Here is a 25,552-nt window from a genome sequence, read left to right on the forward strand (position 1 = left end):
AGTAGTTGTTGCAGGTAGATTCTGAATATCCAGAGGCGATATAAACCTTTCTATATCTTTGGTACGCCTTTATGAAGTTCGGTACAGTTCTTTTTGCTTTTTCACAGCAAGACTCAACTCTTTTTTTGATACATAAGTTATAGATTTTAATTATTTCTATTAAATTACGAAATCCAGCAGAAAAAAGTTACCGAAGGTTTAGTTCAACATGAATATATAGTTACCATGGTAACTATATATTTCTTATGTGAGTAGCTAATTTAATAAATCTTTTAAGTTTTTAAACTTTTTTATAGCGACATGAGTGTAAATTTCAGTTGTTTTACTAGAATTGTGCCCTAATAAAACTTAATACTATTTATTGGATTGATTGATATAACTATTGGGCAAAAGAATTCCCTTTAATCCAGGCCATTACTCTAAATTTCTAGAAAACATGATTCAAATAATAAAGCCACAACAGAAAATGTCGTGGCTTTATTTGGCTTTAAAAAAGAAATATCTAAAATTTACGCTGAATTACGACTGGCATTAATATTACCAAATAAAGAGCGTGTCACCATTTTTTCATAGATTTCTAAATTTTCTGTATCCTTTCCTGATCTATTGATATCCTGAATTTTTTTCAGTGCGTATTGTTGTATCGTTAATAATGGTAAAACAATATTTTCTCTAATATCAATCGAAGCCTTTCCTGCCGGTTCATTTTCCATTAATTGAGAATACCCGGATAGTTTTAATAAAAGCCTTTTTGTTAATTTATATTCTTCAAAAATAATACTCCAGAAAGCTCCATATTCATCATCATCTTTCATATACGATGTGAGCTCAAAAAAAGATTTGGTTAAACTCATCATACTATTACCTACCAGCGTTCTAAAAAAAGCAGAACCTTTATATAAAGAAGTTATTCTATCAAATTCATCACGCTCTTCAAAAGCTTTTAATGCTGTACCTACTCCATAAAACCCAGGAACGTTTTGTTTTAGCTGACTCCAGCTACCTACAAAAGGAATTGCTCTAAGGTCACCAAAATCAAGGCTAGTACTAGTACTACGTTTAGAAGGTCTACTTCCAATATTAGCTTTTCCGTAATACTTCAATGTACTCATATGCTCCAAATATGGAAGAAATCTAGGGTGATTCTTAAAATCTACATACGTTTCATAACTTATATCTGCCAGTTCCTGCATTGTCTTCTTATTTTCAGGAGAAAACAAATTGCTCTCATTAGTACTCAACTGATTTTGGATCCCGGCTCCTAACAACTGTTCCAGATTATATTGACAAGAATCTAAGGTACCAAAATTAGAACTGATCGTCTGTCCTTGCACCGTTATTTGAATCTCTTCATCTTCTACAGTTGGTCCAAGAGAAGCATAAAATTGATTTGTATTTCCGCCGCCTCTTGCTGGCGGTCCTCCTCTACCATCAAAGAATACAACTTTGATGTCATATTTTCTAGATATCTCAGTCAAGGCTTCTTTTGCTTTAAATATTCCCCAATTAGCCATTAGATATCCTCCATCTTTTGTACCATCAGAGAAACCAAGCATAATCGTTTGTTTCATTCCTCTACGCTGCAGATGTTCCATATATACCGGATTGCTATATAATGCTTCCATCACCTGATGAGCTATTCTAAGATCAGGAACTGTCTCAAACAAAGGAATAACATCTACCGTAGGATGTTCCCAATCACAAAGTCTGATCATTGCAAAAGTCTCCATAACATTGAGAACACTGCCATTATTACTAATAATATAACGATTCGCTCCCCGCTCCCCATTATTCTTTTGTATTGTCTTTATAGCATATATTGATTCGATAGTCGCTCTTGCTATATCATTATCAAAAATAGAAGGATCTAATTTTCCTTTTACATTTGACAAAACCTTAATTTGTTCCTCTTCTGATAAAGAGTCATATGTTTCTGGAAAAAAGCCAAGTTCCAATTCACTGGTTTTTTTTACAACCTCTGTCAATACCTTGTGGTGCACTCTTGAATCTTGTCTGATATCCAAAGTCCCGAAATGAAATCCAAATATCTTCACCTTATTAATTAAATCCTGAAGCTCTTCGAGAAATAGAGATTGGTGTTTTTCTATCAATTCTTTTCTAACTTCTAAGAGTCCGTTCATTAAGGTTTCTATAGATAGAGGCTCTGCAGTTTTGGCATAATAAAAATTATCATAGAGTGCTTCTTCGAGAACTCCGATTTTATCCTGTAAATTACCAAAAGTGATTCTACGTTTTAGTTTACGCATATCCCGATAATAATTTATCAAAATTGTTTTACGGAGACGTTTTGCAACTTTTAAAGTAGTTTCTGTTGTTACAAAAGGATTACCATCCCGGTCACCGCCTGGCCAGAACCCAAGATTAATCAAATCGTTTTCGAGGTCTTCTCCTTTAAAAATATTTTGTTGGATATAATTATAGATCTTGCTAATTGCATGATAAAACACATTCTCTAAATACCAGATCAAACTTACTGCCTCATCATAAGGAGTTGGTTTCTCTTTCTTAAAAAATGCAGTTTTACCTAATTGAGCCAGTAACTTCTTGATTAATTGAGAATCATTGTTGCGAATTGCGATATCAAGATCATGGATAATCCCTAAAACTGTTCCCGGATAAAATTGTGTAGGGTGTGCTGTGAGTGTAGGTCTGATCTTAAAACGTCTTAAGTATTCTTTGAGTTTTTCTTCCTGACCTTTTCCCTGTGCTTCTTCTTTAATACTCCTTAATGTTCCGCGACCATCCATATTATTAACAACTGGAAATGCAGCATCCTCTATAGCATCAAATAACACCACTTGTCGCTCTATATATTGGATAAATCTGAACAGGAGATCATGTTTTTCCTTCTGATCGGGATTATCCTGATATAGCTTAAAGAAGTTTTCTACGATCTCTGTAGGGTTCTGTTTCTGATCATATCCTTTCTTACATACTTCTTTAAATAGAGGTAATAGTACACCTGTATTGGTGATAGTATCAAAAGGTAATGTCATGAATATACTATTGTATATCTGATATTTTGTAAGAACATTGTGGTTAAAACGTTCTATTTTTGGTTGTCTTGCCATAATTGTGGTTACTAATACAATTGGTTAATTATTCCCTATACTGTTATCCATTATTAAATCAGTAATTAACTGATTATCTCAACACTACATCATAAGGAATCATTTTTACATTAAAAAAACCCTCTAAGATATGTTCCTAAAGGGTTTATATGTTTAGATAATTATTCCCCTCTACATGTCCTGAAAAATAGAATGCATTAGGCGTTTTTTATCATTAATACTTTCCTCTAGAGATATCATAGTCTCTGTACGGTATACACCATCAATATCATCAAGCATAAAAATAATATCCTTTGCATGATTAGTATCCTTTGCTCTTACTTTACAAAAGATATTAAACTTACCAGTTGTTATGTGTGCCACAGTAACATACGGTATTTCGTTAATTCTTTGTAATACAAACTTAGTTTGTGATGTATTCTGAAGATAGATACCCACATAAGCTATAAAAGAATATCCTAATTTTTTGTAATCTAATGTCAATGAAGAGCCTTCAATAATTCCTGCTTCTTCCATCTTTTTAACACGTACGTGAACTGTTCCTGCAGAAATCAATAATTTTTTCGCAATATCCGTAAAAGGAGTTCGCGTATTTTCGATCAGCATGTCTAAGATTTGGTGATCTACTTCGTCTAATTTAAATTTTGCCATAGGTAAGTATTATAAATTTTCCCGGTTATTTATATTGCAAAAATAACAGAAAAACATTATTTTTCTAAATTTAATATTAACTTTTTCTTAATTCTGTTGAGAATAATTCATCATTTAAGTAGAATCTTAACAACTTATTATCCTGAACTACCTCTACTGTAACGTTTTCGTCACGTATAATTCTTTTATTGCCAATAATCTCTCTATGTCCATAAAATTTTCCTAAATCCGCAATTCTAGCAATTATTGGAGTGAATTTTATATGATTTTCGGATAATTCTTCGATATATTGTATTCCAATATCGACATTTTTTTCATGTAAGATTACATCCCTTATAATGATGTCATAAAAACATTTCCCATTTTCGGGAATATCAAAATACATATCATACCTACTTCCGGTAATATCTCTATTAGCAATACACCTTATCGAAGTTATTAATGCATAAAAAATAAATATTCTGGTTTTTTCTCTATCATAATCACCTGGATAATGACCTGCCTCGAATAATATTGTAGGTACATCCATAGCAGATAATGTATCACCAACGCAATTAATATTAAAACCATCATCATACCTACCTACACCACCAGGAATGAATTTCTGTAAAACTATATTCATTTCTGCAATCACCTCCATTGCAACCTTACGGCTTGGCGTTATAGAGCGTTTTTCATCACTTGCCGGCGATAAAAAAGAGACCGTAGCAGGGCTATTCGTTTCTCCTACACTAAAAATAGTACGTTGCCCATGTAAATTAAAAGCAAAATCAGGCTGAATCTTTTGTATAAGATCGTGCAGAATAACACTTTCTTTTTGAGTTCTGTCCTGGGCATCTCTATTTAAGTCTACTTTATTATAATTAAGCCTTGTATATGCTTTTGCCCCGTCAGGACTTAATATTGGAATAATATATAAAGTACATGCTTCCAAAATTTGCTTAGAAAGCTCATTAGAAGCATCCATTAGCATATTAAGAACATCAAATACAGCCTTGGTAGTAGTACTTTCATTCCCATGCATTTGTGACCAGAGAAGTAACTTTTTTGATCCTGTACCAAGTTTAATTAAGTGTATAGGAGATTTATTTTCTGAAAAACCCAAAAGTTTAACTGTTGATTTCTTTGTCAATATATCCAGCAGAGGAGTAATATGTTCTTGATGAATGTAACGTCTGGATAATGTAGTTTCCTTATAACTATCAAACCAATTTTGTAGTGTATTAATGTCCATGTAAGGTAAATTAGATCAACAAAATTACTACTGTTTACCGAGGATTCATAGTATAATTTTAGTTTTTACAAATGTAAATTATATCTCAATTCACAATTGTAAATTCCAACTATTTACAATTGTAAAACTTGGATTATTACTAATTGTTCACTACTGTAAACACTCTTTTTTTAATTATTCTTAAAACTCCTAAAGTTGTTAACAATATTAACGAAAAGATTATTAGTAGATATTTAAATACTTATAAATCAACTAATTAAATAACCTTATCTAAAGTTTTTATCTAATAGTAAATAATCTTATTTTTGTTTTTTTACAATTGTAAACTTATAAATCTAATTAATTGTTTACCTTTGTAACCGACTCGTTTCTTTGTTTTAATTTACAATTGTAAATCAAATGGTAAATACTGAAAATTTTGGAAAAAGAATTCAAGAGGTTATGAAATTTTATCATGTGTCAGCTTCAGGATTTGCCGATGCCATGGGTGTTGGACGTTCTTCTATTTCTCATATTCTTTCAGGCAGAAACAAACCTAGTCTGGACTTTGTAATGAGAATTACTGAAGCATATCCAGAAGCCGAACTTTATTGGTTATTATATGGAAAAGGTTCTTTTCCTAAATCCGAAAAATCTCACGAACCAATTACACCAAAAGCAACTGAGATTATTCATAAAATATCTGAAAACACTACTACTCCAATAAAACCTGAAATAACCGAAAAAGATTTATTCTCACAACATACGCCAGAAAAAGAAAACGTAGCTGCTACAATAATTAACGATTCAGAATCCGTAAGAATTAAAACCACTACTACAGAAAAAGAAATTCACCAAATTGTAATATTCTACAAAGACGGCACATTTGACGCCTACAGGAATTAAAAAAATTACAACTTTTCTTCCTGATGCTATAAATTCTGTTGAAATAAATTTATTTTCGTTTGTCGTTAGTACTATTCCATGAAATATTTGATCCCTTTATTATTTGCTTCTTTGACTATATCTGGTTGTTACCAAAAAGAAAGAGAATGTATTGATTTTCATACAGGAACTTTTGAATTCGAAACATACCTTAATGGAGAACTTGCCAAAACAACTTTTATACGTAATGATTCTATTGAGATTGATTATTTTAATGGAAAGAGTGATACAGCGAGTATCCGATGGATTAATGACTGTGAGTACATTGTAAAAAAGCTTCATCCCAAAAATATGGCTGAAGAAAAAGCAATACACATGAAAATATTAGAAACAAATAAAGGCAGCTATACTTTTGAATACGGATTGGTAGGCGCTACAAAAAATAAAGAAAGAGGAACCGCTAAAAAGATAAAATAATGTTAGATATTTTTGCAACAGCAGACGCCTGGATCGCACTATTAACCTTAACTTTTCTAGAAATAGTATTAGGTATTGATAATATCATATTTATCTCTATAGCTTCCAGTAAATTACCTAATAATGAACAAAAAAAAGCAACCAATATAGGACTGCTTTTAGCAATGATCATGCGTATCATACTCCTTTTTGGTATTTCATTACTAGTTGCAATGGAGGCTCCTTTCTGGCATATTAACCTACCTTGGATAGAAGCGGGAATCAGTGGACAAGCACTAATATTATTTGGCGGAGGAATGTTTCTACTCTATAAAAGCGTACATGAAATTCATGAAAAAGTAGATGAAAAAGGAGAAGAAGAAAAAGAACTGAAAGATAAAAGCTCTAGTACTTTATCAAAAGCTATTATGCAAATTACCTTAATCAATGTAGTGTTTTCGTTTGACTCTATACTAACTGCGGTAGGAATGACAAATGGATTAAGTGATAACCCTAATGATGCATTAGTATTGATGACCATTGCCGTTGTAGTATCTGTCTTAATTATGATGTTGTTTGCCACTCCCGTCGGTCGCTTTGTAAACAAACATCCATCAATTCAGATTCTAGGGCTTTCGTTTTTGATTCTAATAGGGTTTATGCTGATAGCAGAAGCAGCACACCTTGCTCATCTTCAAATATTCGGATCCGAAGTAGGCACCATCCCCAAAGGATATCTGTATTTTACTATTGCATTTTCGCTATTTATAGAGTTTATCAATTTTAAGCTACGTAAAAAAGGAAAATTACACAACCAAGAGAACTAGTTTTACAATTGATGGGAAAATCCATAATTAACTAAAAATGAGCAAACTAAAAGAATTACAAGATCGTAGCGAAACTACTTGTGAATTATGTAACGCCACCGATAATTTATCAATATATGATGTTCCCGAATCTCCAAATGTAGGATTGGATTCTAGTATTTTGATTTGCTCAACCTGTAAAGAGCAAATTGAAGACGTATCCATAATAAACCCTAATCACTGGCGTTGTCTCAACGATAGCATGTGGAGTCAAGTTCCCGGCGTGCAGGTTATCGCCTATAGAATGCTCAATAGATTAAAGTCTGAGGCGTGGCCACAAGATCTTTTGGATATGTTATATCTTGATGATGATACCTTAGCCTGGGCAAAGGCTACAGGAGATGGTGATCATGATAGCGCTAAAATTAAACACTTAGATTCTAACGGAGCTTTGCTTCAAGCGGGTGATAGTATTGTACTTATTAAAGACCTGAACGTTAAAGGTGCTAATTTTACCGCCAAAAGAGGAACTGCTGTTCGTAACATTTCTTTAGTCCATGATAATCCTGAACATATAGAAGGAAAAATTAACGGTCAACATATTGTAATTCTGACAAAATATACTAAAAAGTCCAATTGAAATTTAAAATTGATACCGCATTCAAAATTTTGAATGCAGTATCAATTTTATAAATATAAAGACTTATTGAGATACCACAAATTTTTTGACAAATGTAGCCTGTTGCCTTTCTGGTTTACATGATATGATACGATTTATAACTAAAAATTTCGCATATTCATCGTTTCTTTTTCCTTTCTACTTCGTTTAAAAAATAAACCGTAGCTATAGCTATGCTTGATTTTTTTTGCCTTGCATAAAGAAAAAATAATTCAATGAATTTATACGAATTTTTTAATCACAAATCGTATTAAATCAATCTTATATTTTACGCAATGCCAATAAAGAATACGGTAAATTTTATTAGTATTTACTGTCTGGTCGGAAATGATAAAAATATTGCGTTTTTTATACCTTAAAAAGCATTTGAAAATACGATACCTAATTTTCGCCAAGAATTAATATGGCATTCAAAAGAAAAGACAGAAATATAACCTTAATACCTTTGAATTTTTAAAGTGGAAATCTGAAAAAGACTATAAGTATTTACCCACTTTAAAATAACGAAGTTTGTTCTACATCCCCATCTATTCCTAAATCTTTATCCAAATTAATCGTATCAATGTCTTTTTTTGACGAAGTATTGGTATCTGCACTGTTTGAATCCGGAGATGAGACAGCCTCCTCTCCTACTACTTCTATTGCTTCTGCAGGGAGGTTTTCTGGTTCGTCATAAGGCAAGGGATCTAATAAATTAACCTGTTTAACTTTTTCGGTAGTTAACTGATTTCCTAAAGCTTTAATCCCTTTTATTGAAATAAATTCTTCAAGATTAATCTCATCATTTGGTTTTTGATCTTTACCTCTAAGCTTATTGAATACTAATTCTATAATCGGTCTGTAATCTGTAGATACAATTTCTAAAAACGATTTCTGATGTTCTGTTATAAAAGTCTCTTCTCTATCAGGGTTGTCTATTAAAAAGCGTTTTACATAATAGCGTTCTTTCTCACCATCCCAATATACCGCGGAGATAGGTTTGGTAGGTTTCCACTTTTCAAGCACAATCATATCAGCATCAAAATGAACTGTTATTTCCGGAATAATGGTTTTTACCACTCCTTTTTGATTGATAACCAATAAACGGTCTTCTCCTTTAAATTCTCCTAACAACTCCCCTCTACCATCTACATTAAGTCGCCTTACAGCATCATCAAACCATATCTTTCGAGGTTTCAAAGTAGAAATCCCTAGCTCTTTAAGTTCTATTTTTTTAATATTATATTTTGTTACAATATTACCTTTTACCCCTCTACCTTTTATTAAAAGATCCGCAAAATCAAGATCGAATTTCAATTTCTTTATACTTCCTGCCTGACGCAAATAAATAGATATCACCTCTGCTTCTCCATTAGGGTTTGCTGTAAAATAAGTGATTTTAGATCCTTTTTTACCTTGAGCAAGGTCATATTCTCTATCTCTGGTAACTCCAGTTACCGCAAATCGTTTTACAAAAGAAGCTCCTCCTCTGCCATCCTGATAGATCATATTGTAAATCGTACGCTTATCTTTTTTCTTAAAGACTGCAACATGGATAATATCTTTGCCAACAAAAGTCTTGGCATCTACTTTAGTAATCATCATTTTACCATTACGAGTAAAACAAATAATGTCATCGATATCTGAACAATCGGTGACATATTCATCTCTCTTTAGTGAAGTTCCTACAAAGCCTTCTTCTCTATTTACATATAGCTTTGTATTTCTGATAACCACTTTGGTAGCCTCTATATCATCAAAAATCCTGATTTCTGTTTTGCGTTCTCTTCCTTTGCCATACGTTTCTTTTAATCTTTTAAAATAAGAAACGGCATACGCTACTAAATGTTCCAAATGATGCTTAATCTGTGCTATATCTTCTTCTAGCGCCTCAATCTTCTGTTGCGCTTTATCGATATCAAACTTTGATATCCTTTTAATCCTAATTTCCGTTAGGCGCACAATATCTTCTTCTGTAACAGGACGTTTCAGATGTTTAATATGAGGTTGTAATCCTTTGTCAATTGCCTTAATAACGCCTTCCCAGGTTTCTTCTTCTTCAATTTCTCGATAAATACGATTTTCTATAAAAATTCTTTCTAATGATGCAAAATGCCATTGTTCCTGCAATTCATTTAATTGAATTTCTAATTCTTTCTTTAGCAGTTCCAGGGTATGATCTGTAGAGCGTCTCAGCATCTCAGAAACCCCTATAAAATTAGGCCTGTTATTTTCTTCTATAATACAACCTAGCGGTGAAATTGATGTTTCACAATTGGTAAAAGCATACAACGCATCGATTGTTTTATCAGGAGAAATACCTGATGGGAGGTGTACTAATATCTCTACTTCTGCAGCTGTATTATCCTCTATTTTTTTAATTTTAATCTTTCCTTTTTCATTAGCTTTAAGGATAGAATCTATTAAAGTAGTAGTTGTAGTTGAGAACGGTATCTCATTTATAATCAGCGTATTTTTATCTAATTGAGAAATTTCGGCCCGCACTCTGGCTTTCCCTCCTCGATTACCATCATTATAATTTGTAAAGTCAGCAATTCCTGCCGTTGGAAAATCCGGTAGTATTGTAAAACGCTTACCTTGTAAATGCTTAATAGAAGCTTCTATAAGTTCAATAAAATTATGTGGTAATATTTTAGTACTTAACCCTACAGCAATACCTTCTGCTCCTTGCGCTAACAATAAAGGAAATTTTACTGGGAGATTAATGGGTTCTTTTTTACGACCATCATATGATAGTTGCCATTCTGTTACTTTGGGATTATATACAACATCTAATGCAAATTTAGACAAACGCGCTTCGATATATCTTGATGCAGCCGCCCTATCGCCTGTAAGTATATTACCCCAGTTCCCTTGCATGTCAATTAACAGATCTCGCTGACCTATCTGGACCATAGCATCTGCAATACTGGCATCACCGTGAGGGTGATACTGCATCGTATGCCCCACAATATTTGCCACCTTATTATACCGACCATCATCCAGATCTTTCATAGAATGTAAAATTCTACGTTGTACAGGTTTTAAACCATCTTCGATAGCAGGTACCGCTCGTTCCAGGATTACATATGATGCGTAATCCAGGAACCAATCTTTGTACATTCCGGTAACTTTGGTAATCACTTCCTGAGGTTGATGATCCTCTGGAGCTAACTCGTTATGTAATTCTTCGTTTTCGTTTTCTATATCCATACCTTTTTTGGGGCACTTTTTTGTATCCTTACAATTCTTCTTCTACGGTATCTAATTCTACTTTTAAATTTTCTATAATAAACTCTTGTCTACTAGGTGTGTTTTTCCCCATATAAAAAGACAATAATTCTTCTATAGATTTTTCTTTATCCAACATAACCGGATCTAAGCGAATATCATCTCCTATAAAATGTACAAATTCATCAGGTGATATTTCACCTAACCCCTTAAATCGGGTAATTTCTGGCTTTCCAGATAATTTATTAATTGCATCTCTTCTTTCTTGTTCAGAATAACAATAAATGGTTTCTTTCTTATTACGTACTCTAAAAAGAGGCGTTTGCAGAATATACAGATGTCCTTCTTTAATCAGTTCTGAGAAGAATTGCAAAAAGAAAGTAATCAATAACAATCGAATATGCATCCCATCTACATCTGCATCTGTAGCAATAACGATATTATTATATCTTAGATCTTCCAGAGATTCTTCAATATTGAGTGCAGCCTGCAATAAATTAAATTCTTCATTTTCATACACAATTTTTTTACTCATATTATAGCTATTCAGCGGTTTTCCGCGTAAGCTAAAAACTGCCTGAGTATTTACATCACGAGATTTAGTAATAGAACCACTTGCAGAATCTCCCTCTGTGATAAACAAGGTGCTTTCTAAATTTCGATCTTTTTTACTATCGGTAAGGTGAATTCGACAATCCCGAAGTTTTTTATTATGCAAACTAGCTTTCTTAGCACGCTCTCTGGCAAGTTTACGAATTCCTGACAGGTCTTTACGCTCTCGTTCTGCTTGTAAAATTTTACGTTGCAGGCTTTCGGCAGTGTCAGAATTTTTATGTAGAAAGTTATCCAGTTTTGTTTTTACAAAATCATTTATATAGGTTCTTACCGTTGGTAAATCACCTCCCATTTCTGTAGAACCTAATTTAGTCTTTGTCTGACTCTCAAAGACAGGTTCCATAACTTTTATACTTATTGCCGAGACAATAGACTTACGAATATCACTAGCTTCATAGTTTTTACCATAAAATTCTCTAATGGTTTTTACGACTGCTTCTCTAAAGGCTGCCTGATGCGTGCCTCCCTGTGTTGTATGCTGCCCATTAACAAATGAATGATATTCCTCACTATATTGCGTTTTACTATGCGTAATAGCTATCTCTATATCATTTCCCAAAAGGTGAATGATTGGATATAATCGATCATCATCATTAATAGTATCAGAAAGTAAATCTCTCAGACCATTCTCAGAAAAATATTTCTCACCATTAAAAATAATGGTTAGCCCCGGATTAAGATATACATAGTTCTTAAGCATCTTGGCTACGTACTCTGTACGATACTTATAATTTTTAAAAATAGTATCATCCGGTACAAAAGAAACCTTTGTTCCTTTCCTACGAGAAGTTTCATCCAGAGTATCCTGATTTGTTAAGTTTCCTTTTTCAAACTCTGCCGACGCAGATTTACCATCTCTGGTTGATTCTACCCTAAAAAACTTAGATAGTGCATTCACCGCTTTTGTACCTACTCCATTAAGTCCCACTGATTTTTTAAAGGCTCTGGAATCATATTTACCCCCAGTATTCATTTTTGAAACAACATCCACCACTTTTCCCAATGGAATACCGCGACCATAATCTCTTACAATCACCTTATCACCTTGTATAGAAATTTCTATGGTTTTGCCAGCTCCCATTACATATTCATCGATAGAATTATCTAATACTTCTTTTAATAAAATATAGATTCCATCATCTGCAGAAGATCCATCTCCTAGTTTACCTATATACATTCCTGGTCGCATACGGATATGCTCTTTCCAGTCAAGGGATCGTATATTATCTTCAGTATATTTAGTCTCGTTATTCATAAAATTCGGGTAGAATGCTTGCTAATATAAGGTTTCACTTACAGAATTAAAATAGTCCAACTACAAAGTAATTAACAATTCTAAAACAGTTTTTGTTGATATTTGGTATACAATGAATTGATGAATCTAAAAGAAACTTAAAACTTAATATACTTACATTTTTTTTAATTAAACTATCTCGGGACAAGCTCAAGAGATAGTTATTGGACAAAAACATTTCGATTTCAAGACAAAGCTTGGAGCATTTAAATCTCAAGTATCGATTAAAAGTAAAACTATTTGCGTAACCGAATGATTACATTTATATTTGTAACCAATCAGTTACTTAAAAATATGAGAAGAGATGTTTTTCAGGCAATAGCAGATCCTGTAAGAAGAGATATTATAGAATTACTTGCAAATAAAACATTGACAGTAAATGAAGTAGCTGAAAAATTTGATGTAAGTCGCCCCGCAATCTCCAAACATTTAAAAATATTAAAAGAATGTGAGATCATACATATTAGCAAAAAAGGGAGAGAACGTTTCTGTCAAATTCAACCTAGAAACTTAATTCCTGCCTTCTTATGGATAGATCAATACAGAAATCTATGGGAAGAAAAACTAGACTCCTTTGAAAATTATTTAACCGAATTACAAAAAAACAAGAAAGATGAGTAAATCAGACAATCGTACATTAACATTAGAAAGAACCTTCAATGCACCAATAACTTTGGTATGGGAAGCCTGGACACAATCTGAGCATATTGCTAATTGGTGGGGACCAAAAGGAATGGAAACCAGAGTGATTAAGCACAATTTTAGCGTAGGTGGTGAATGGGAATATCATATGACCATGCCGGATGGTACTGATTTTGTTTCAGATGGTATCTACTCCGCCATTATAGAATTTGAAAAAATAATTTCATCTGCAAACTTTAGACCTATGACCGAAGGGGTAGAAATACAGGCACTTTTTGAAAAAAACGGTGACAAAACTAATTTTACTTTCCATGTAGTGCATCCAACAGAAGAATATTCTAAACAACAAGAAAAAATGGGGTTTATGAATGGTTGGGGTTCTGTCTTTGATAGATTAAAAGAATATATTGGTACGCTTACTGTATAAATTTGATTCTAAATCCTAACTTTTTAAGATGAAGTTAGGATTTCTCTTTTAATATCTAAGTTTATATAAAAAAATAGTGTTAGCAATCCTGCTATCTTCTATTATTTCCTTTTTGGGAACTGTATTAGATCAAAAAGGTATTATAAAAATCATAGAAATATTACAATTCAAAGTATTTATTAAAAAATGCATTTTGATTTAGAGACAAGTTTTGGAGCATTTATAGACAAAATCCGCAATTCTGGTTAAAAAATAGTCATATTTTCCTTGTAATATTGTACTACTATTTCTGATTTAAAATTTACTCTTTATGTAAGTGTTTTAAGACCAAAAATAGTATCTCAGAACACTACGGAATGCAAAAAGAAAGATATCAGAATAATAGAATTAGAAATGCAATAACCTATATTGAAAAAAACCTGAAGGAGAAACTCACTCTTACCAAAATAGCACGATATGCTTGTTATTCTAAATATCATTTCATACGCATTTTTCATGCCTCCACAGGAGAAACTGTCTCTGATTATATACGGAAACGTAGAATTTCGGAATCAGCGATCAAACTAGTTACCACCAATGATTCAATTCTACATATTGCATTACAATATCAATTTGAATCACAACAGGCATACACGCGTTCTTTTAAATCTATTTATAGGAATAAGTCCTGGACGTTATAGAAAAAAGGAACACAAATTTGTTCCTTTTGAACGATATGTACTATCCCCAGAAAATAAAAATTCACTCAAGAATAATCACTCTATGATACGATTTGTGATTAAAAAATTCGTATAAATTCATTGAATTATTTTTTCTTTATGCAAGGCAAAAAAATCAAGCATAGCTATAGCTACGGTTTATTTTTTAAACGAAGTAGAAAGGAAAAAGAAACGATGAATATGCGAAATTTTTAATCACAAATCGTATGGCTCCAAAAATAAGAATAATCAAGAATAAAACCCTAATCGGAATGCGGATCCAAACCTCTTTATCCGAAAACAAGACATCTAGTTTATGGCAACGTTTTATGCCTAGACGAAACGAAATAAAAAATAACCTGAATACGGGGTATTATACGATTTACGAATAAAAATTTCGCATCTAATGACATTCTTTTTCTACTATATTTTCTTCATAAAATGAAACAATAGCTATGGCTATTCTTTAATTTGATTCATCAATCTAGCGAAAAATCCTTGCCATTATTTTTACGAAATTCTCACCCGTAAATCGTATTACTCCATTCAAGTATATGATAAAGAAATGACATATAAAAAATTTAATGATACTGTAGTCTTTGAAAAATGGGCTGCTATAGAAATTGATACTATAGATACAATCCCAGATGGCATGGGATCCTATAGCTTATCAGGAGGAATCTATGCCGTATTTATACATAGAGGACCTGTAAGTACTTTTAATAAAACCGCAAGCTATATTTACGGAACCTGGTTATCAAATTCTGAGTACGAAATTGATGATAGGGATCATTTTGAGATATTAGCAGATAAATACTACGGTCCTCAGCATCCAAAATCAGAAGAAGAAGTCTGGGTGCCTATTAAGAATAAAAAGAATAATTCGTAAAGCCAAACCCTTCTTCTCTCCTCATTTTCCAAAAATGTATACCTTTATAGATAAAGTAATAAATACACGTTACTATTGGGATATCATATATGGAAATAAAAAATAAAAAAAAAGAGGTGCATCATGAACCTGCATTAGATACGATCATCATAGGCTCTGGTGCAGGAGGATTATCTGCTGCCATATGCCTGGCTCGTGCCGGACAAAAGGTATTGGTCTTGGAGCAACATGATGTTCCTGGCGGATGGTGCCACAGTTTTTATCTAAATGGCTATCGTTTTACACCCGGAGTTCATTATGTAGGTCTACTCAATAAAGGAGAATCTACCAGTAATCTATATGAAGGTCTTGGAATTGCCAATGATATAGCATTTTTCAGAATGAACCCAAAGGCTTATGAACATTGCTGGATTGGAGAAGAACGTATTGACATGCCCGCTGGCTATGATCATATAGCTGAGTCTCTTGGCAAACACTTTCCGCAAGAAAAAAAAGGGATTATTAAATATCTTAAACTAATAAGCGCTGTATGTTATGAATTACAATTGATCCCAAAAGTAAAAGGGTTTTGGCAACACCTTACCATTCCTTTTCGAACAAAAAACATGGGGAAGTACAGTGTATACAGTGTAAGAAAGGTGATAAAAAAATACATTAAAAATCCATTACTCAAAGCTATTCTTAATATACAAATCGGAGATCATGGACTTCCTCCTTCCAAAGCGAGTTTCCCTTTGCACGCCGCTGTAATGGGTCATTATGCTAGTGGAGGTTATTATCCTGTGGGAGGCGGAGGTGCTTTGGTAAAAGCAATGACTAATGCTTTAAAAAAACACGGTGGAGAAATACAAACCGGTAAAAAAGTAAAGAAAATAATAGTAGAAGGTACTAACAAAAAGAAAGCCATTGGAGTAGAGTTAGAAAACGGACAAAAGATTCTGGCTAAGCGTATCATCTCTAATGCTGATCCAGGTAAAACTTTTCTGGAATTGATAGGCAAAAAAAACATAAGCGCTAAGCTTTTTAAAAGATTAAGTAAAACAAAATATTCTTGTACCTCATTGATGCTTTTTATAACGGTAGATATGGATGTGCGAAAAGCAGGTTTAGACTCTGGTAATATCTGGATGATGCAACACGAAGATTTAGACACCGTGTTCGAAGAAACTCAAAAGATTGATATCCTTGAGGGAGATGTGTTTCCTGGAATGTTTATTAGTTGCACCACATTAAAAGATCCTATAAGTTTTGATGGAAGATATCACACTATAGAAGCTATTACCTATATAAACCATGAATCTTTTAGTCAGTTCAAAAATGAAAAGTATAGAAGAAAATCCGACGCTTATCTAAAATTCAAAGAGCAATTAACTGAAAAAATGATTCGCACACTAGAAAAAGTGATTCCAGATGTACGAAGCAAAATTGTACAAAAAGAATTAGGTACCCCCATTACTAACGAATATTATATTAATTCTACAAAGGGTTGTGTTTACGGTACAGAAAAAAATATGTGGCAAATAGGTCCATTTGCTTATAAATCCAAAAGCGAAATTAAAAATTTATATCTCTGCGGCGCCAGTGTTTTATCACACGGCGTTGCTGGTGCTGGATATTCTGGAGTAGAAACAGCTGCAAAGATTCTCAACTGTAGACAAGATGACCTGATACAACCTGATCCCTCTCAAAATATTCGTATTTATGAAGCTGAGGATGATACCGAATACCCTGACTGGATACGAAAAAAGATTCAAGTAAAAAAAGATCGTCTGGCCGCTGGTGTAGGTGGGTTCTCTGTCAGTGACGATTAATCATATTCTTAAGGTTTTTTTTATAGCTTATTATAAACATTGTTCACATTAAATAAAGATAACAATTCCTTATCTGATAAATTAGTAGTGGCTACATCATCCGTAGAACCGTTCATCAAATAATCGGTTGTGGTATCTAATGCTTTGCAAAGTTTTTAACTTTGCTGTAATACGATTTATAACTAAAAATTTCGCATATTCATCGTTTCTTTTTCCTTTCTACTTCGTTTAAAAAATAAACCGTAGCTATAGCTATGCTTGATTTTTTTGCCTTGCATAAAGAAAAAATAATTCAATGAATTTATACGAATTTTTTAATCACAAATCGTATAATAAGAGTAAACTACCTCATGGCAACTCCAAGAAGTAGCTATCAGAAAAAAAAATCAATTTTGAGGTAAGCCTCCTTAAAAACTCGATTATCGAGTAAACTACCTCGGGGCAAGCCCACAAGGCATTTATTGAAAAAAAACATTTTGATTTCGAGGCAAGCCTCGGAGCATTTAAATCTCGATTATCGAGTAAAATATCCATTTTCAAGCTTACTCATCATCGTGCTCCCCTAAAAAATGAATATTTAGGAAATAAAAAAGTATCGCAGGGTTACAAGCTACGATACTTTTTGAACTATCTTAATTATAAAATACTAATTGTCATACATAACAGAGACTTTATCTTAGACCAACCCTATATGAAATCACCGTAAACTGAATCAAATTATTTCTTAATTCAACCGAGAAACAAAAAGAAATGACATTAGCAAGTAATTTCATTTGAGATGGTATTTCTACATTACCAGATAACTATTCAACAATCTGATAAATTCTGCTCGATACCCCTGATCATCACTAGTTCTATTGCCAGAAGCTAATGCAATAATATCTTGCAGATTATCATTATCTATATATTTTGACTTTCTGATTTTCATCCCAAACCAGGCTACAGCCGCTGCAAAATTAAAGTCCTCTGATACTTGACCGTCATCAGCTTTTACTACGTGAATCATTTCAATACTTGTATTGGCTGTTGGTTTTTTATACCTGAATTTTACGGTTAATAATTCATCTCTGTAATCACTTTGGGTTGTCTTATTCGTAGTATATTTTAAGTCTGAAATATCCTTTAAATAATTACTTTCTACACCTGCTGGTATTACTTCATACAATGCCGTTACTGTATGCCCGCTACCTAATTCACCCGCGTCTTTTGTATCATCTACAAAATCTTCATCTGCGAGTAATCTGTTTTCATAACCAATCAGGCGGTATGCCTGTACTTTTTCGGGATTGAATTCTACCTGTATTTTTACATCTTTTGCAATCGTATGTAAGGTTCCTCCAAACTCTTTGCCTAATATTCTTTGTGCTTCTTGCATGGTATCAATATATGCATGATTTCCATTTCCTTTGTCTGCCAGTGTTTCGAGTTTACTGTCTTTATAATTATTCATCCCAAAGCCAAGGCAGGTTAAAAAGACACCGGACTTACGTTTTTCTTCTATAAGTGTCTTCATATCTTTATCACTACTCATACCCACATTAAAATCTCCATCTGTTGCCAGAATAACTCTGTTATTACCATTTTTTTTATAATTTTTCTGTGCAATTTTATAAGCTAGTGCTATACCTTCTCCTCCTGCTGTAGAACCTCCGGCACTCAACTGATCCAATGCTTCATTTATCTTGTTTTTATAGACCCCAGAGGTTGGTTTCAATACCATTCCTGCTGCACCTGCATAGACTACAATAGACACCATATCTTGTTCTCTCAGCTGATGCACCAATACCTTAAAGGCTTTTTTGAGCAGTGGTAGTTTATTTACATCATTCATAGAACCTGATACATCTATTAAAAATACAAGGTTGGATGCTGGCATGGTTTCCTGAGAAATCTCTTTTCCTTTGATTCCTATTTTCACCAATTGAGTATGTGCATTCCAGGGAGTCGTTCCACGCTCTGTATGAATGGCAAATGGGTGCTTATCTACTGGTTGTGCATACTCATAATCAAAATAATTGATCATTTCTTCGAGTTTTACTGCATCTGCCGGAATGGGTATCCCATTATTGATCATTCTGCGTACATTGCTATAAGAAGCTTTATCCACATCAATAGAAAATGTGGACAATGGAGCGGTTTGCACTCTTTCAAAATTGTTTTCTACAATCTCCTTATAAGACTCATTATCCGTTATTTTATAATCACCATTATGTGTTGTAATCACTACACACCCGTGTATTGCTCTGGATCCATATATAGCCGTTGCATTTGTATTTTTAAGCACTTTTACCGATGCTATTTTTGATGGATCCAGTTCCTGAATGTGAGCAACTTTTTTCTTATCAACAGGCACACCATCTACTATATATAAGGGTTCAGTTGAAGTGATACTACTCTTGTGTCCTCTTATCTGAATATTTGCATTGTTAGTAGACAATCCAGATACAACAGCGCCACTTCTCTGCGGTGTTGTCGATAGCGCATTTGATTTTTTTCTTGCTCGTCTGGATTTTCTTCTTTCTGATCTTGTAATACAAGACCTCCTGCTGGCCCCATATCCAACAACGATAACTTCATCCAATGATGCAGTATCCTCGATCATTTCTATATTCAAGATTGCCATATCAGACTTCACCTGTACATTTTCAGTTTCAAACCCCAGAGATGACACTACCAAAATATCACCAACATCAACTTTAATAACATACTTGCCATCAAAATCTGTTAGTACTCCTCTGTTAGTTCCTTTTACCAGAATATTTACGCCCGGTATGGAGACTCCCGTTTCTTTTTCTGTAATAACTCCGGTAATTGTTAATTGCTGTGCAAAAGACATTCCTGTATATAAGAATATCATCATAAAGTAGTACAATACTTTCATAATCGATAGTTTTTGAATTAATACCATTTATACCAATTTACTGGTATGATATCCTAAAACTAAGGACAGATGATTTCTGCTACAATCTATAATGAGGGAAGTAGATATTTCATTTAGGGAAGTGGTTATATATTGAGAGTACAATCAAGATAACCCCTGATCTGATCATATCATAGAAAATGTATATCTATTAAAAGTTTTAACCGCCGTTATCTAACCTTTTTAGGATCAGTTCGATGTTACGAGACCGTTGTATTTTTCCGGTTTCGGTTTCAATAAATTGAGGTAAGAAATAAATTTCTTTTGGCGTTTCGTACTTTGTGAGAATCTTTAGATGTCGCATAGCTTCTTCCAGAGTTTCTTTTTTGGTAATATCATAGTCTTGTTCCAGAACTAAAACAACTTTATCTCCCAGAGCATCATTGGGCATACTTGCAATAAAAAAACGATGTCCTATCAGTAATTGGAGCTTTGTCTCGATTTCTTCTGGATACAATTTAATTCCTCCGCTATTGATGACATGATCGTAGCGTCCTTTCCAATTAAATTTTTTATAGGTCTTTAATTCTACTACATCATTGGTTACAATGGTCTCATCATTAAGTTGAGGCGCCTTGATAATCAAACAATTTCTATCATCTGTACTCAGTGTAATATTGGGTAAGGCTTTAAAAAATCTAGCATCCTTTTTGTCTTTTTTCTTTGGATTGATTCTTCTTGCTGCAATATGGGTAACCGTTTCGGTCATCCCGTAGGTTTCAAATATTTTAGTTTTGCTTCCCTGAACCAGTTCTTTCAGGTTTTCGGATAAGGTGCCACCCCCTACAATTAATTTTTTCAGTAAATGTAATCTGTTGATAGAATTATCCAGTTGTAAGGGCACCATTGCGCAGAAATCATATTGTTTGTAGACGGCATCCAAAGGATTTGTCTTTGGAGGAACCAGATCTATCTTCCATCCTAGTACAATAGCTCTTACCAACATCATCTTCCCTGCAATATACGTAGCTGGCAAACAAAGAAGTGCTGTTGTTCCTTCAGCAACTTTAAAAAACTTGGCGGTAGCTTTTGCACTATTGATCATGTGTTGCTTATAAATTTTTATCTGCTTAGGTTTTCCTGTAGAACCCGATGTTTTTACAACTATATATTCTTTCCTATTTAACCAATCTAATAAAAAAATCCCTACCTCTTGCTCGTATACTTCGCCTTTTTTTATGAAATAATGTGCTATTTTTTCTAAGCCTTCTTTATCCAAAGATTGCTTATTGATACTAAAATCTTCGTGTATTTGTGGAATAGAAAATGTATCTTTCGTTTGCATATTCAAATTTCATTTTTCTGGCATATCCACACGTTATCTAAGTGTAAATTGTATATTAAGAATTAGTTAATATCTTCAATAACAGCTATGGGTTCTACTTTGCCAAACAATTTATTTTTCCATCCCGACCATTTGTATTTTTTTGCTAAAACAAGTATGATTAATGGATATTGAATTATAATAGGTAATATGATATCAAATCCGGCAGAAGGCTCTGATATATCTACAAACAGTGCATCCGTCTGAAAAGCACTCCAATCTGTAGTTACCAGTATTGCTGCAATAATATTATTTGCTGCATGAAATCCTAATGCCAGCTCCATACCATCGTCCATCAGCGTCATAATGCCTAATAAAAAACCTGTACCAATATAAAATACCATCATTATATTTCCCAGTTTTTCTACTTCTGGGTTTAATCCATGTAACAATCCAAAAGTAACTGAGGTAAATATTAGTGGTACCCATTTATTTTTGGTCATTACTCCCAGTCCTTGCATTAAATATCCTCTGAATAGATATTCTTCAAAACTTGTTTGTAAGGGCAATAGAAATATGGCGATCAGAAAAAGTAATAAAAAAGGAATTACTTTAAAATTCCACACATAAATTTCGGGTTCTACAAAGTATCCTATTACGAATAAAACAGAATTCACTCCCACCACGAGAAGAAATGAAAACCATATTCTGCTCCAGTCGACTGCATTTCTGGAAGTAGTTAATTTTTTAAATTTCTGTTCGTGTATAAATCTAACGGCAAACCATACCCCTAACAATCCCATTGCAAAACTAAAAATAACCAGCACTAAAAATAAATTAGCGTTAATTCCGGATTCCATAAAACTAGTTTCTGCTTTTTTTATAAAATCCTGCAATCCTTCTGACTTGGCAAAAGCTACCACCGAGAGTGGAATAATACCTATAACCTGCCAACCGGTAAATACCATAATAATACCTACTAAATATCTCCACCAGTCATTTTTTGATTTAAACGCTTGTTCTATATACATATATTTATTCTTGTTAAAAAATTAAGTAAGATATGACACATTCCATTCTTTTTTTGTGTCATACTGTAATGCTCCCTGATTGATTACCAGAGGTGCTTCTATATTATTGACATATAAACTACCTGTACCTAATCCCTGAGGCATAGGATTTTGGAGCATATAAGTATATTGTGCAATAGCGTTTAGCCCAATATTACTTTCTAATGCGCTAGTAATCCACCAACCAATTTTTAATTTCTCTGCCAGATTAATCCATTCTTGAGTTCCTCTAAAACCTCCTATCAAACTCGGTTTTAGAATAATATATTGCGGTTGTATTGTTTGTAATAATTTTTCTTTTTCTGTTACCTCAAAAACACCTATTAATTCTTCATCTAATGCAATAGGCAATGGTGTCTCTTTGCATAATTTTTTCATAGCCTTATATTGCCCCTGCCGTATCGGTTGCTCTATACTATGAAGATCATAATTGCTAAGTTGTTCTAGCTTTGTTATTGATTCCTCTGGACTAAAAGCACCATTGGCATCTACGCGCAACTCTATACTTTCTTTTGAAAATTGTGACCTTATGTATGATAATAATGCCAATTCAGTATTAAAATCTATCGCGCCTATTTTTAGTTTTATGCAGCTAAACCCCTGATCCAGTTTTTCTTTAACCTGATTTTTCATAAAGATCTCATCTCCCATCCAGATCAATCCATTGATTGATATCGAATCGAATCCATCGGTAAATGCTGAAGGAAACAATACAAAAGGAGACTGGCTTTGCAAAGATCTAAAAGCTATTTCTACACCAAATTGTATACTGGGGAACGCTAGTAAAGCTTCCCATAATGTATCTGCTCCAAGTTGTATATTATCACAAACCCATTTTAATTTCTCTTCATAATCTGGTCGATCATCAATACTCAAAGTTCTTAAAATACCACATTCTCCAATCCCTTGTTTCCCCTCAGAAGAAATTACAATAAACCAGGTTTCTTTCGTTTTTAATACCCCCCGGGAGGTGCCGCCAGGTCTTTTGAATTCTAAAACATGCTTATAATACGCTGCGTTCATTTAAAGTTCTATACGTTGCCCTATTTCTAAAAGCATTAACTCTTTGTTTTTCTCTTGAAACTTATGTTTGGCTTCTTCATGATTAATTTCTATGTATCCAAAGGTATCATAATGTACTCCTAATATTCTATCACATGCTACAAAATCACTGGCGATAATAGCATCGTCAATTCCCATGGTGAAGTTATCCCCGATAGGTAGTATCGCCAAATCAAGTTTTACAAACATAGGAATTAGCTTCATATCCATCGTTAATGCTGTATCCCCAGCTATATAAATATTTTTCTGAGCTCCCTGGATCACAAATCCTCCTGGTTGTCCTCCATAAGTTCCATCAGGAAAACTACTGGTATGTATTGCATTTACATATTTCACTTTACCAAACTCAAACGCCCAATTGCCTCCGTGATTCATTGGGTGTACCTTAATACCTTTGGCTTGATAATACATGGCAATTTCATAATTAGAAACAATCGTTGCATTACAGTTCTTTGCTATAGCTTCTGCATCTAATGTATGATCCTGATGTGCATGAGTAAGTAATATGTATTCTACTTTAAGATCTTGTATATCCAACATATCTTTTGCCAATGGATTCCCTGAAATAAACGGATCTACCAAAACTTTGGTTGTCCCCATTTCTAATAACAATGTATTTTGACCGTAAAATGTAATTTTCATTGTGTAACAATTTTTAAGTGAGCTATCAAAAGTTAAAAAATCTGCCCTAAACTAAACAATATAGCCAATAAAAAAGTAGACAAAGCTACTTTTTTTAATTCGGGATCCAGTGCCGTTGCATTTTTGTTTTTTTTAACTTTAATACTATGGATTACTAATGGAACAAAGGCGGGTAAAAATAAGAAATCAGTATAATCCTGATAGGTAACAGATAAAAATATCAGCATTGCAACCATTGCACCAATAATTAAAAAATAGTGATACTTTTTTGCATTTGCCAACCCCATTTTGACTACAATTGTATTCTTCTCTGCCTTTTTATCACTATCGTAATCTCTCATATTATTTAGGTTTAATACTGCTGCACTGAGAAAACCTATAGCGGTAGCAGGAAGAAATACCACCCAGTTTAAGTTTTTGGTAAATAAGAAATAGCAGCCGACGACGCTTACCAATCCAAAAAAAATAAATACAAATACATCGCCCAATCCTCTGTAACCATATGCAGTATCTCCCATCGTATATTTTATAGCTGCTATTATAGCTGCCAGTCCTAAAAGAAAAAAGAATATTGAATACAGAAAATAGGTCTTGCCAAAAGATGTATAAATCAACACTATAGCGAGCATCAATGTAAGAATAGCTGTAAATACAATCCCTGTAAACATTTCCTGTCTTGATATGGCTCCGCTCTGCAATGCCCGTTGCGGTCCTACTCTATCTTCATTATCTGTTCCTTTTACCCCATCTCCATAGTCATTCGCAAAATTAGATAGTATCTGTAATCCTAATGTGGTTGCTATAGCCAGCCAGAATATCAATGTTTCAGAAAAAAATAACTGTTCCCCTCCAAAACCAACCTGGTACTCAAAAGAAGGATCTGTATTTAGATACATATTATTGAACATAGAAGATCCTACTATAATTCCTGAAATCGATAATGGTAATGTGCGAAGCCGAGCTGCAGAGATCCAAGCTTTGAATTTGATCATTAGAGATAATTTATTTTTCAAAGGAACAGTATTTTCATTTAAAAAAAAACAAAAAGTATCTCAATATAAATCTACCTCTTTAGAAATTCTTCCTTTTAGAAGATAGACTAATACTTTTATATTCTATAACTACTCATTAAAAAATTACTCTTTTCGGTTCATACAAAAACATTTTTTTACCATAGCAGTTATAAAACGAAAAAGGGATAAAACAAAAATGTACTTTGCATGCGA

At 33.3% G+C, this 25,552-nt stretch carries 20 protein-coding genes; 9 read left to right on the forward strand and 11 right to left on the reverse strand.

Features of this window, described 5'->3' with window-relative positions:
* Nucleotides 1-509 precede the first annotated feature (509 nt).
* From F0000_RS11700 to F0000_RS11710, 3 genes are all read right to left on the reverse strand, one after another.
* The gene (locus F0000_RS11700; protein WP_149624904.1) at nt 510-3,092 is read right to left on the reverse strand and encodes a phosphoenolpyruvate carboxylase; all 2,583 of its coding nucleotides are present in this window, start codon (nt 3,090-3,092) and stop codon (nt 510-512) included.
* 171 nt (nt 3,093-3,263) lie between these two features.
* Nucleotides 3,264-3,743 carry an Lrp/AsnC family transcriptional regulator gene (locus F0000_RS11705; protein WP_149624905.1) on the reverse strand — a complete coding sequence of 160 codons (480 nt, stop codon included), beginning with the start codon at nt 3,741-3,743 and terminating at the stop codon, nt 3,264-3,266.
* 76 nt (nt 3,744-3,819) lie between these two features.
* On the reverse strand, nt 3,820-4,977 hold the full coding sequence (locus F0000_RS11710) for a M14 family zinc carboxypeptidase (protein WP_149624906.1): 1,158 nt from the start codon (nt 4,975-4,977) through the stop codon (nt 3,820-3,822).
* Nucleotides 4,978-5,376: 399 nt separating this feature from the next.
* On the opposite strand from F0000_RS11710, the gene F0000_RS11715 reads away from it, so the two are divergent.
* The 4 genes from F0000_RS11715 (at nt 5,377) to F0000_RS11730 (ending at nt 7,743) form a co-directional block, all read left to right on the forward strand.
* Nucleotides 5,377-5,862 carry a helix-turn-helix domain-containing protein gene (locus tag F0000_RS11715; protein WP_149624907.1) on the forward strand — a complete coding sequence of 162 codons (486 nt, stop codon included), beginning with the start codon at nt 5,377-5,379 and terminating at the stop codon, nt 5,860-5,862.
* 78 nt (nt 5,863-5,940) lie between these two features.
* Nucleotides 5,941-6,318 (forward strand): DNA topoisomerase IV, encoded by a 378-nt coding sequence (locus F0000_RS11720; RefSeq protein WP_149624908.1) that lies wholly within the window; start codon nt 5,941-5,943, stop codon nt 6,316-6,318.
* Nucleotides 6,318-7,124, forward strand: coding sequence for a TerC family protein (locus F0000_RS11725; RefSeq protein ID WP_149624909.1), 807 nt, complete (start codon nt 6,318-6,320; stop codon nt 7,122-7,124). Before F0000_RS11720 ends, F0000_RS11725 begins: the two co-directional genes overlap by 1 nt.
* Before the next feature lie 37 nt (nt 7,125-7,161).
* A complete protein-coding gene (locus F0000_RS11730) occupies nt 7,162-7,743 on the forward strand; it encodes an alkylphosphonate utilization protein (protein WP_149624910.1) in 582 nt (193 codons plus the stop codon).
* A 534-nt stretch (nt 7,744-8,277) separates the two neighbouring features.
* Here F0000_RS11730 and F0000_RS11735 read toward each other — a convergent pair.
* Nucleotides 8,278-10,974: a DNA gyrase/topoisomerase IV subunit A gene (locus F0000_RS11735; RefSeq protein WP_149624911.1), complete on the reverse strand. Its 2,697-nt coding sequence runs from the start codon at nt 10,972-10,974 to the stop codon at nt 8,278-8,280.
* Nucleotides 10,975-11,002: 28 nt separating this feature from the next.
* Entirely contained in the window at nt 11,003-12,862 is a 1,860-nt protein-coding gene (locus F0000_RS11740; RefSeq protein ID WP_149624912.1) for a DNA topoisomerase IV subunit B, read from the reverse strand.
* Between the two features lie 291 nt (nt 12,863-13,153).
* Here F0000_RS11740 and F0000_RS11745 point away from each other — a divergent pair, with 291 nt between their 5' ends.
* From F0000_RS11745 to F0000_RS11765, 5 genes are all read left to right on the forward strand, one after another.
* On the forward strand, nt 13,154-13,522 hold the full coding sequence (locus F0000_RS11745; RefSeq protein ID WP_255452698.1) for a helix-turn-helix transcriptional regulator: 369 nt from the start codon (nt 13,154-13,156) through the stop codon (nt 13,520-13,522).
* Complete coding sequence (locus tag F0000_RS11750; protein WP_149624913.1) at nt 13,515-13,970, forward strand: SRPBCC domain-containing protein; 456 nt, start codon at nt 13,515-13,517, stop codon at nt 13,968-13,970. Before F0000_RS11745 ends, F0000_RS11750 begins: the two co-directional genes overlap by 8 nt.
* Nucleotides 13,971-14,326: 356 nt before the next feature.
* Entirely contained in the window at nt 14,327-14,650 is a 324-nt protein-coding gene (locus F0000_RS11755) for a helix-turn-helix domain-containing protein (RefSeq protein WP_149624914.1), read from the forward strand.
* 562 nt (nt 14,651-15,212) lie between these two features.
* Complete coding sequence (locus F0000_RS11760) at nt 15,213-15,557, forward strand: GyrI-like domain-containing protein (RefSeq protein ID WP_255452701.1); 345 nt, start codon at nt 15,213-15,215, stop codon at nt 15,555-15,557.
* Between the two features lie 89 nt (nt 15,558-15,646).
* Nucleotides 15,647-17,368 carry an NAD(P)/FAD-dependent oxidoreductase gene (locus F0000_RS11765; protein ID WP_149624916.1) on the forward strand — a complete coding sequence of 574 codons (1,722 nt, stop codon included), beginning with the start codon at nt 15,647-15,649 and terminating at the stop codon, nt 17,366-17,368.
* Between the two features lie 787 nt (nt 17,369-18,155).
* On the opposite strand, the gene F0000_RS11770 is transcribed toward F0000_RS11765, so the two are convergent.
* The 6 genes from F0000_RS11770 to menA all read right to left on the reverse strand — a co-directional run bounded on the left by F0000_RS11770 (nt 18,156) and on the right by menA (nt 25,318).
* On the reverse strand, nt 18,156-20,249 hold the full coding sequence (locus tag F0000_RS11770) for a VWA domain-containing protein (protein ID WP_149624917.1): 2,094 nt from the start codon (nt 20,247-20,249) through the stop codon (nt 18,156-18,158).
* A 199-nt stretch (nt 20,250-20,448) separates the two neighbouring features.
* Entirely contained in the window at nt 20,449-21,573 is a 1,125-nt protein-coding gene (locus F0000_RS11775; protein WP_149624918.1) for an AMP-binding protein, read from the reverse strand.
* Between the two features lie 62 nt (nt 21,574-21,635).
* A complete protein-coding gene (locus F0000_RS11780) occupies nt 21,636-22,583 on the reverse strand; it encodes a CPBP family intramembrane glutamic endopeptidase (protein ID WP_149624919.1) in 948 nt (315 codons plus the stop codon).
* A 21-nt stretch (nt 22,584-22,604) separates the two neighbouring features.
* Nucleotides 22,605-23,645 carry an o-succinylbenzoate synthase gene (locus F0000_RS11785; protein ID WP_149624920.1) on the reverse strand — a complete coding sequence of 347 codons (1,041 nt, stop codon included), beginning with the start codon at nt 23,643-23,645 and terminating at the stop codon, nt 22,605-22,607.
* The gene (locus F0000_RS11790) at nt 23,646-24,326 is read right to left on the reverse strand and encodes a metal-dependent hydrolase (RefSeq protein ID WP_149624921.1); all 681 of its coding nucleotides are present in this window, start codon (nt 24,324-24,326) and stop codon (nt 23,646-23,648) included.
* A gap of 32 nt (nt 24,327-24,358) precedes the next feature.
* Complete coding sequence (gene menA / locus F0000_RS11795) at nt 24,359-25,318, reverse strand: 1,4-dihydroxy-2-naphthoate octaprenyltransferase (RefSeq protein WP_149624922.1); 960 nt, start codon at nt 25,316-25,318, stop codon at nt 24,359-24,361.
* Nucleotides 25,319-25,552: the final 234 nt, after the last annotated feature.

It is taken from the genome of Aquimarina sp. RZ0 (assembly GCF_008370685.1).
Lineage (GTDB): Bacteria > Bacteroidota > Bacteroidia > Flavobacteriales > Flavobacteriaceae > Aquimarina.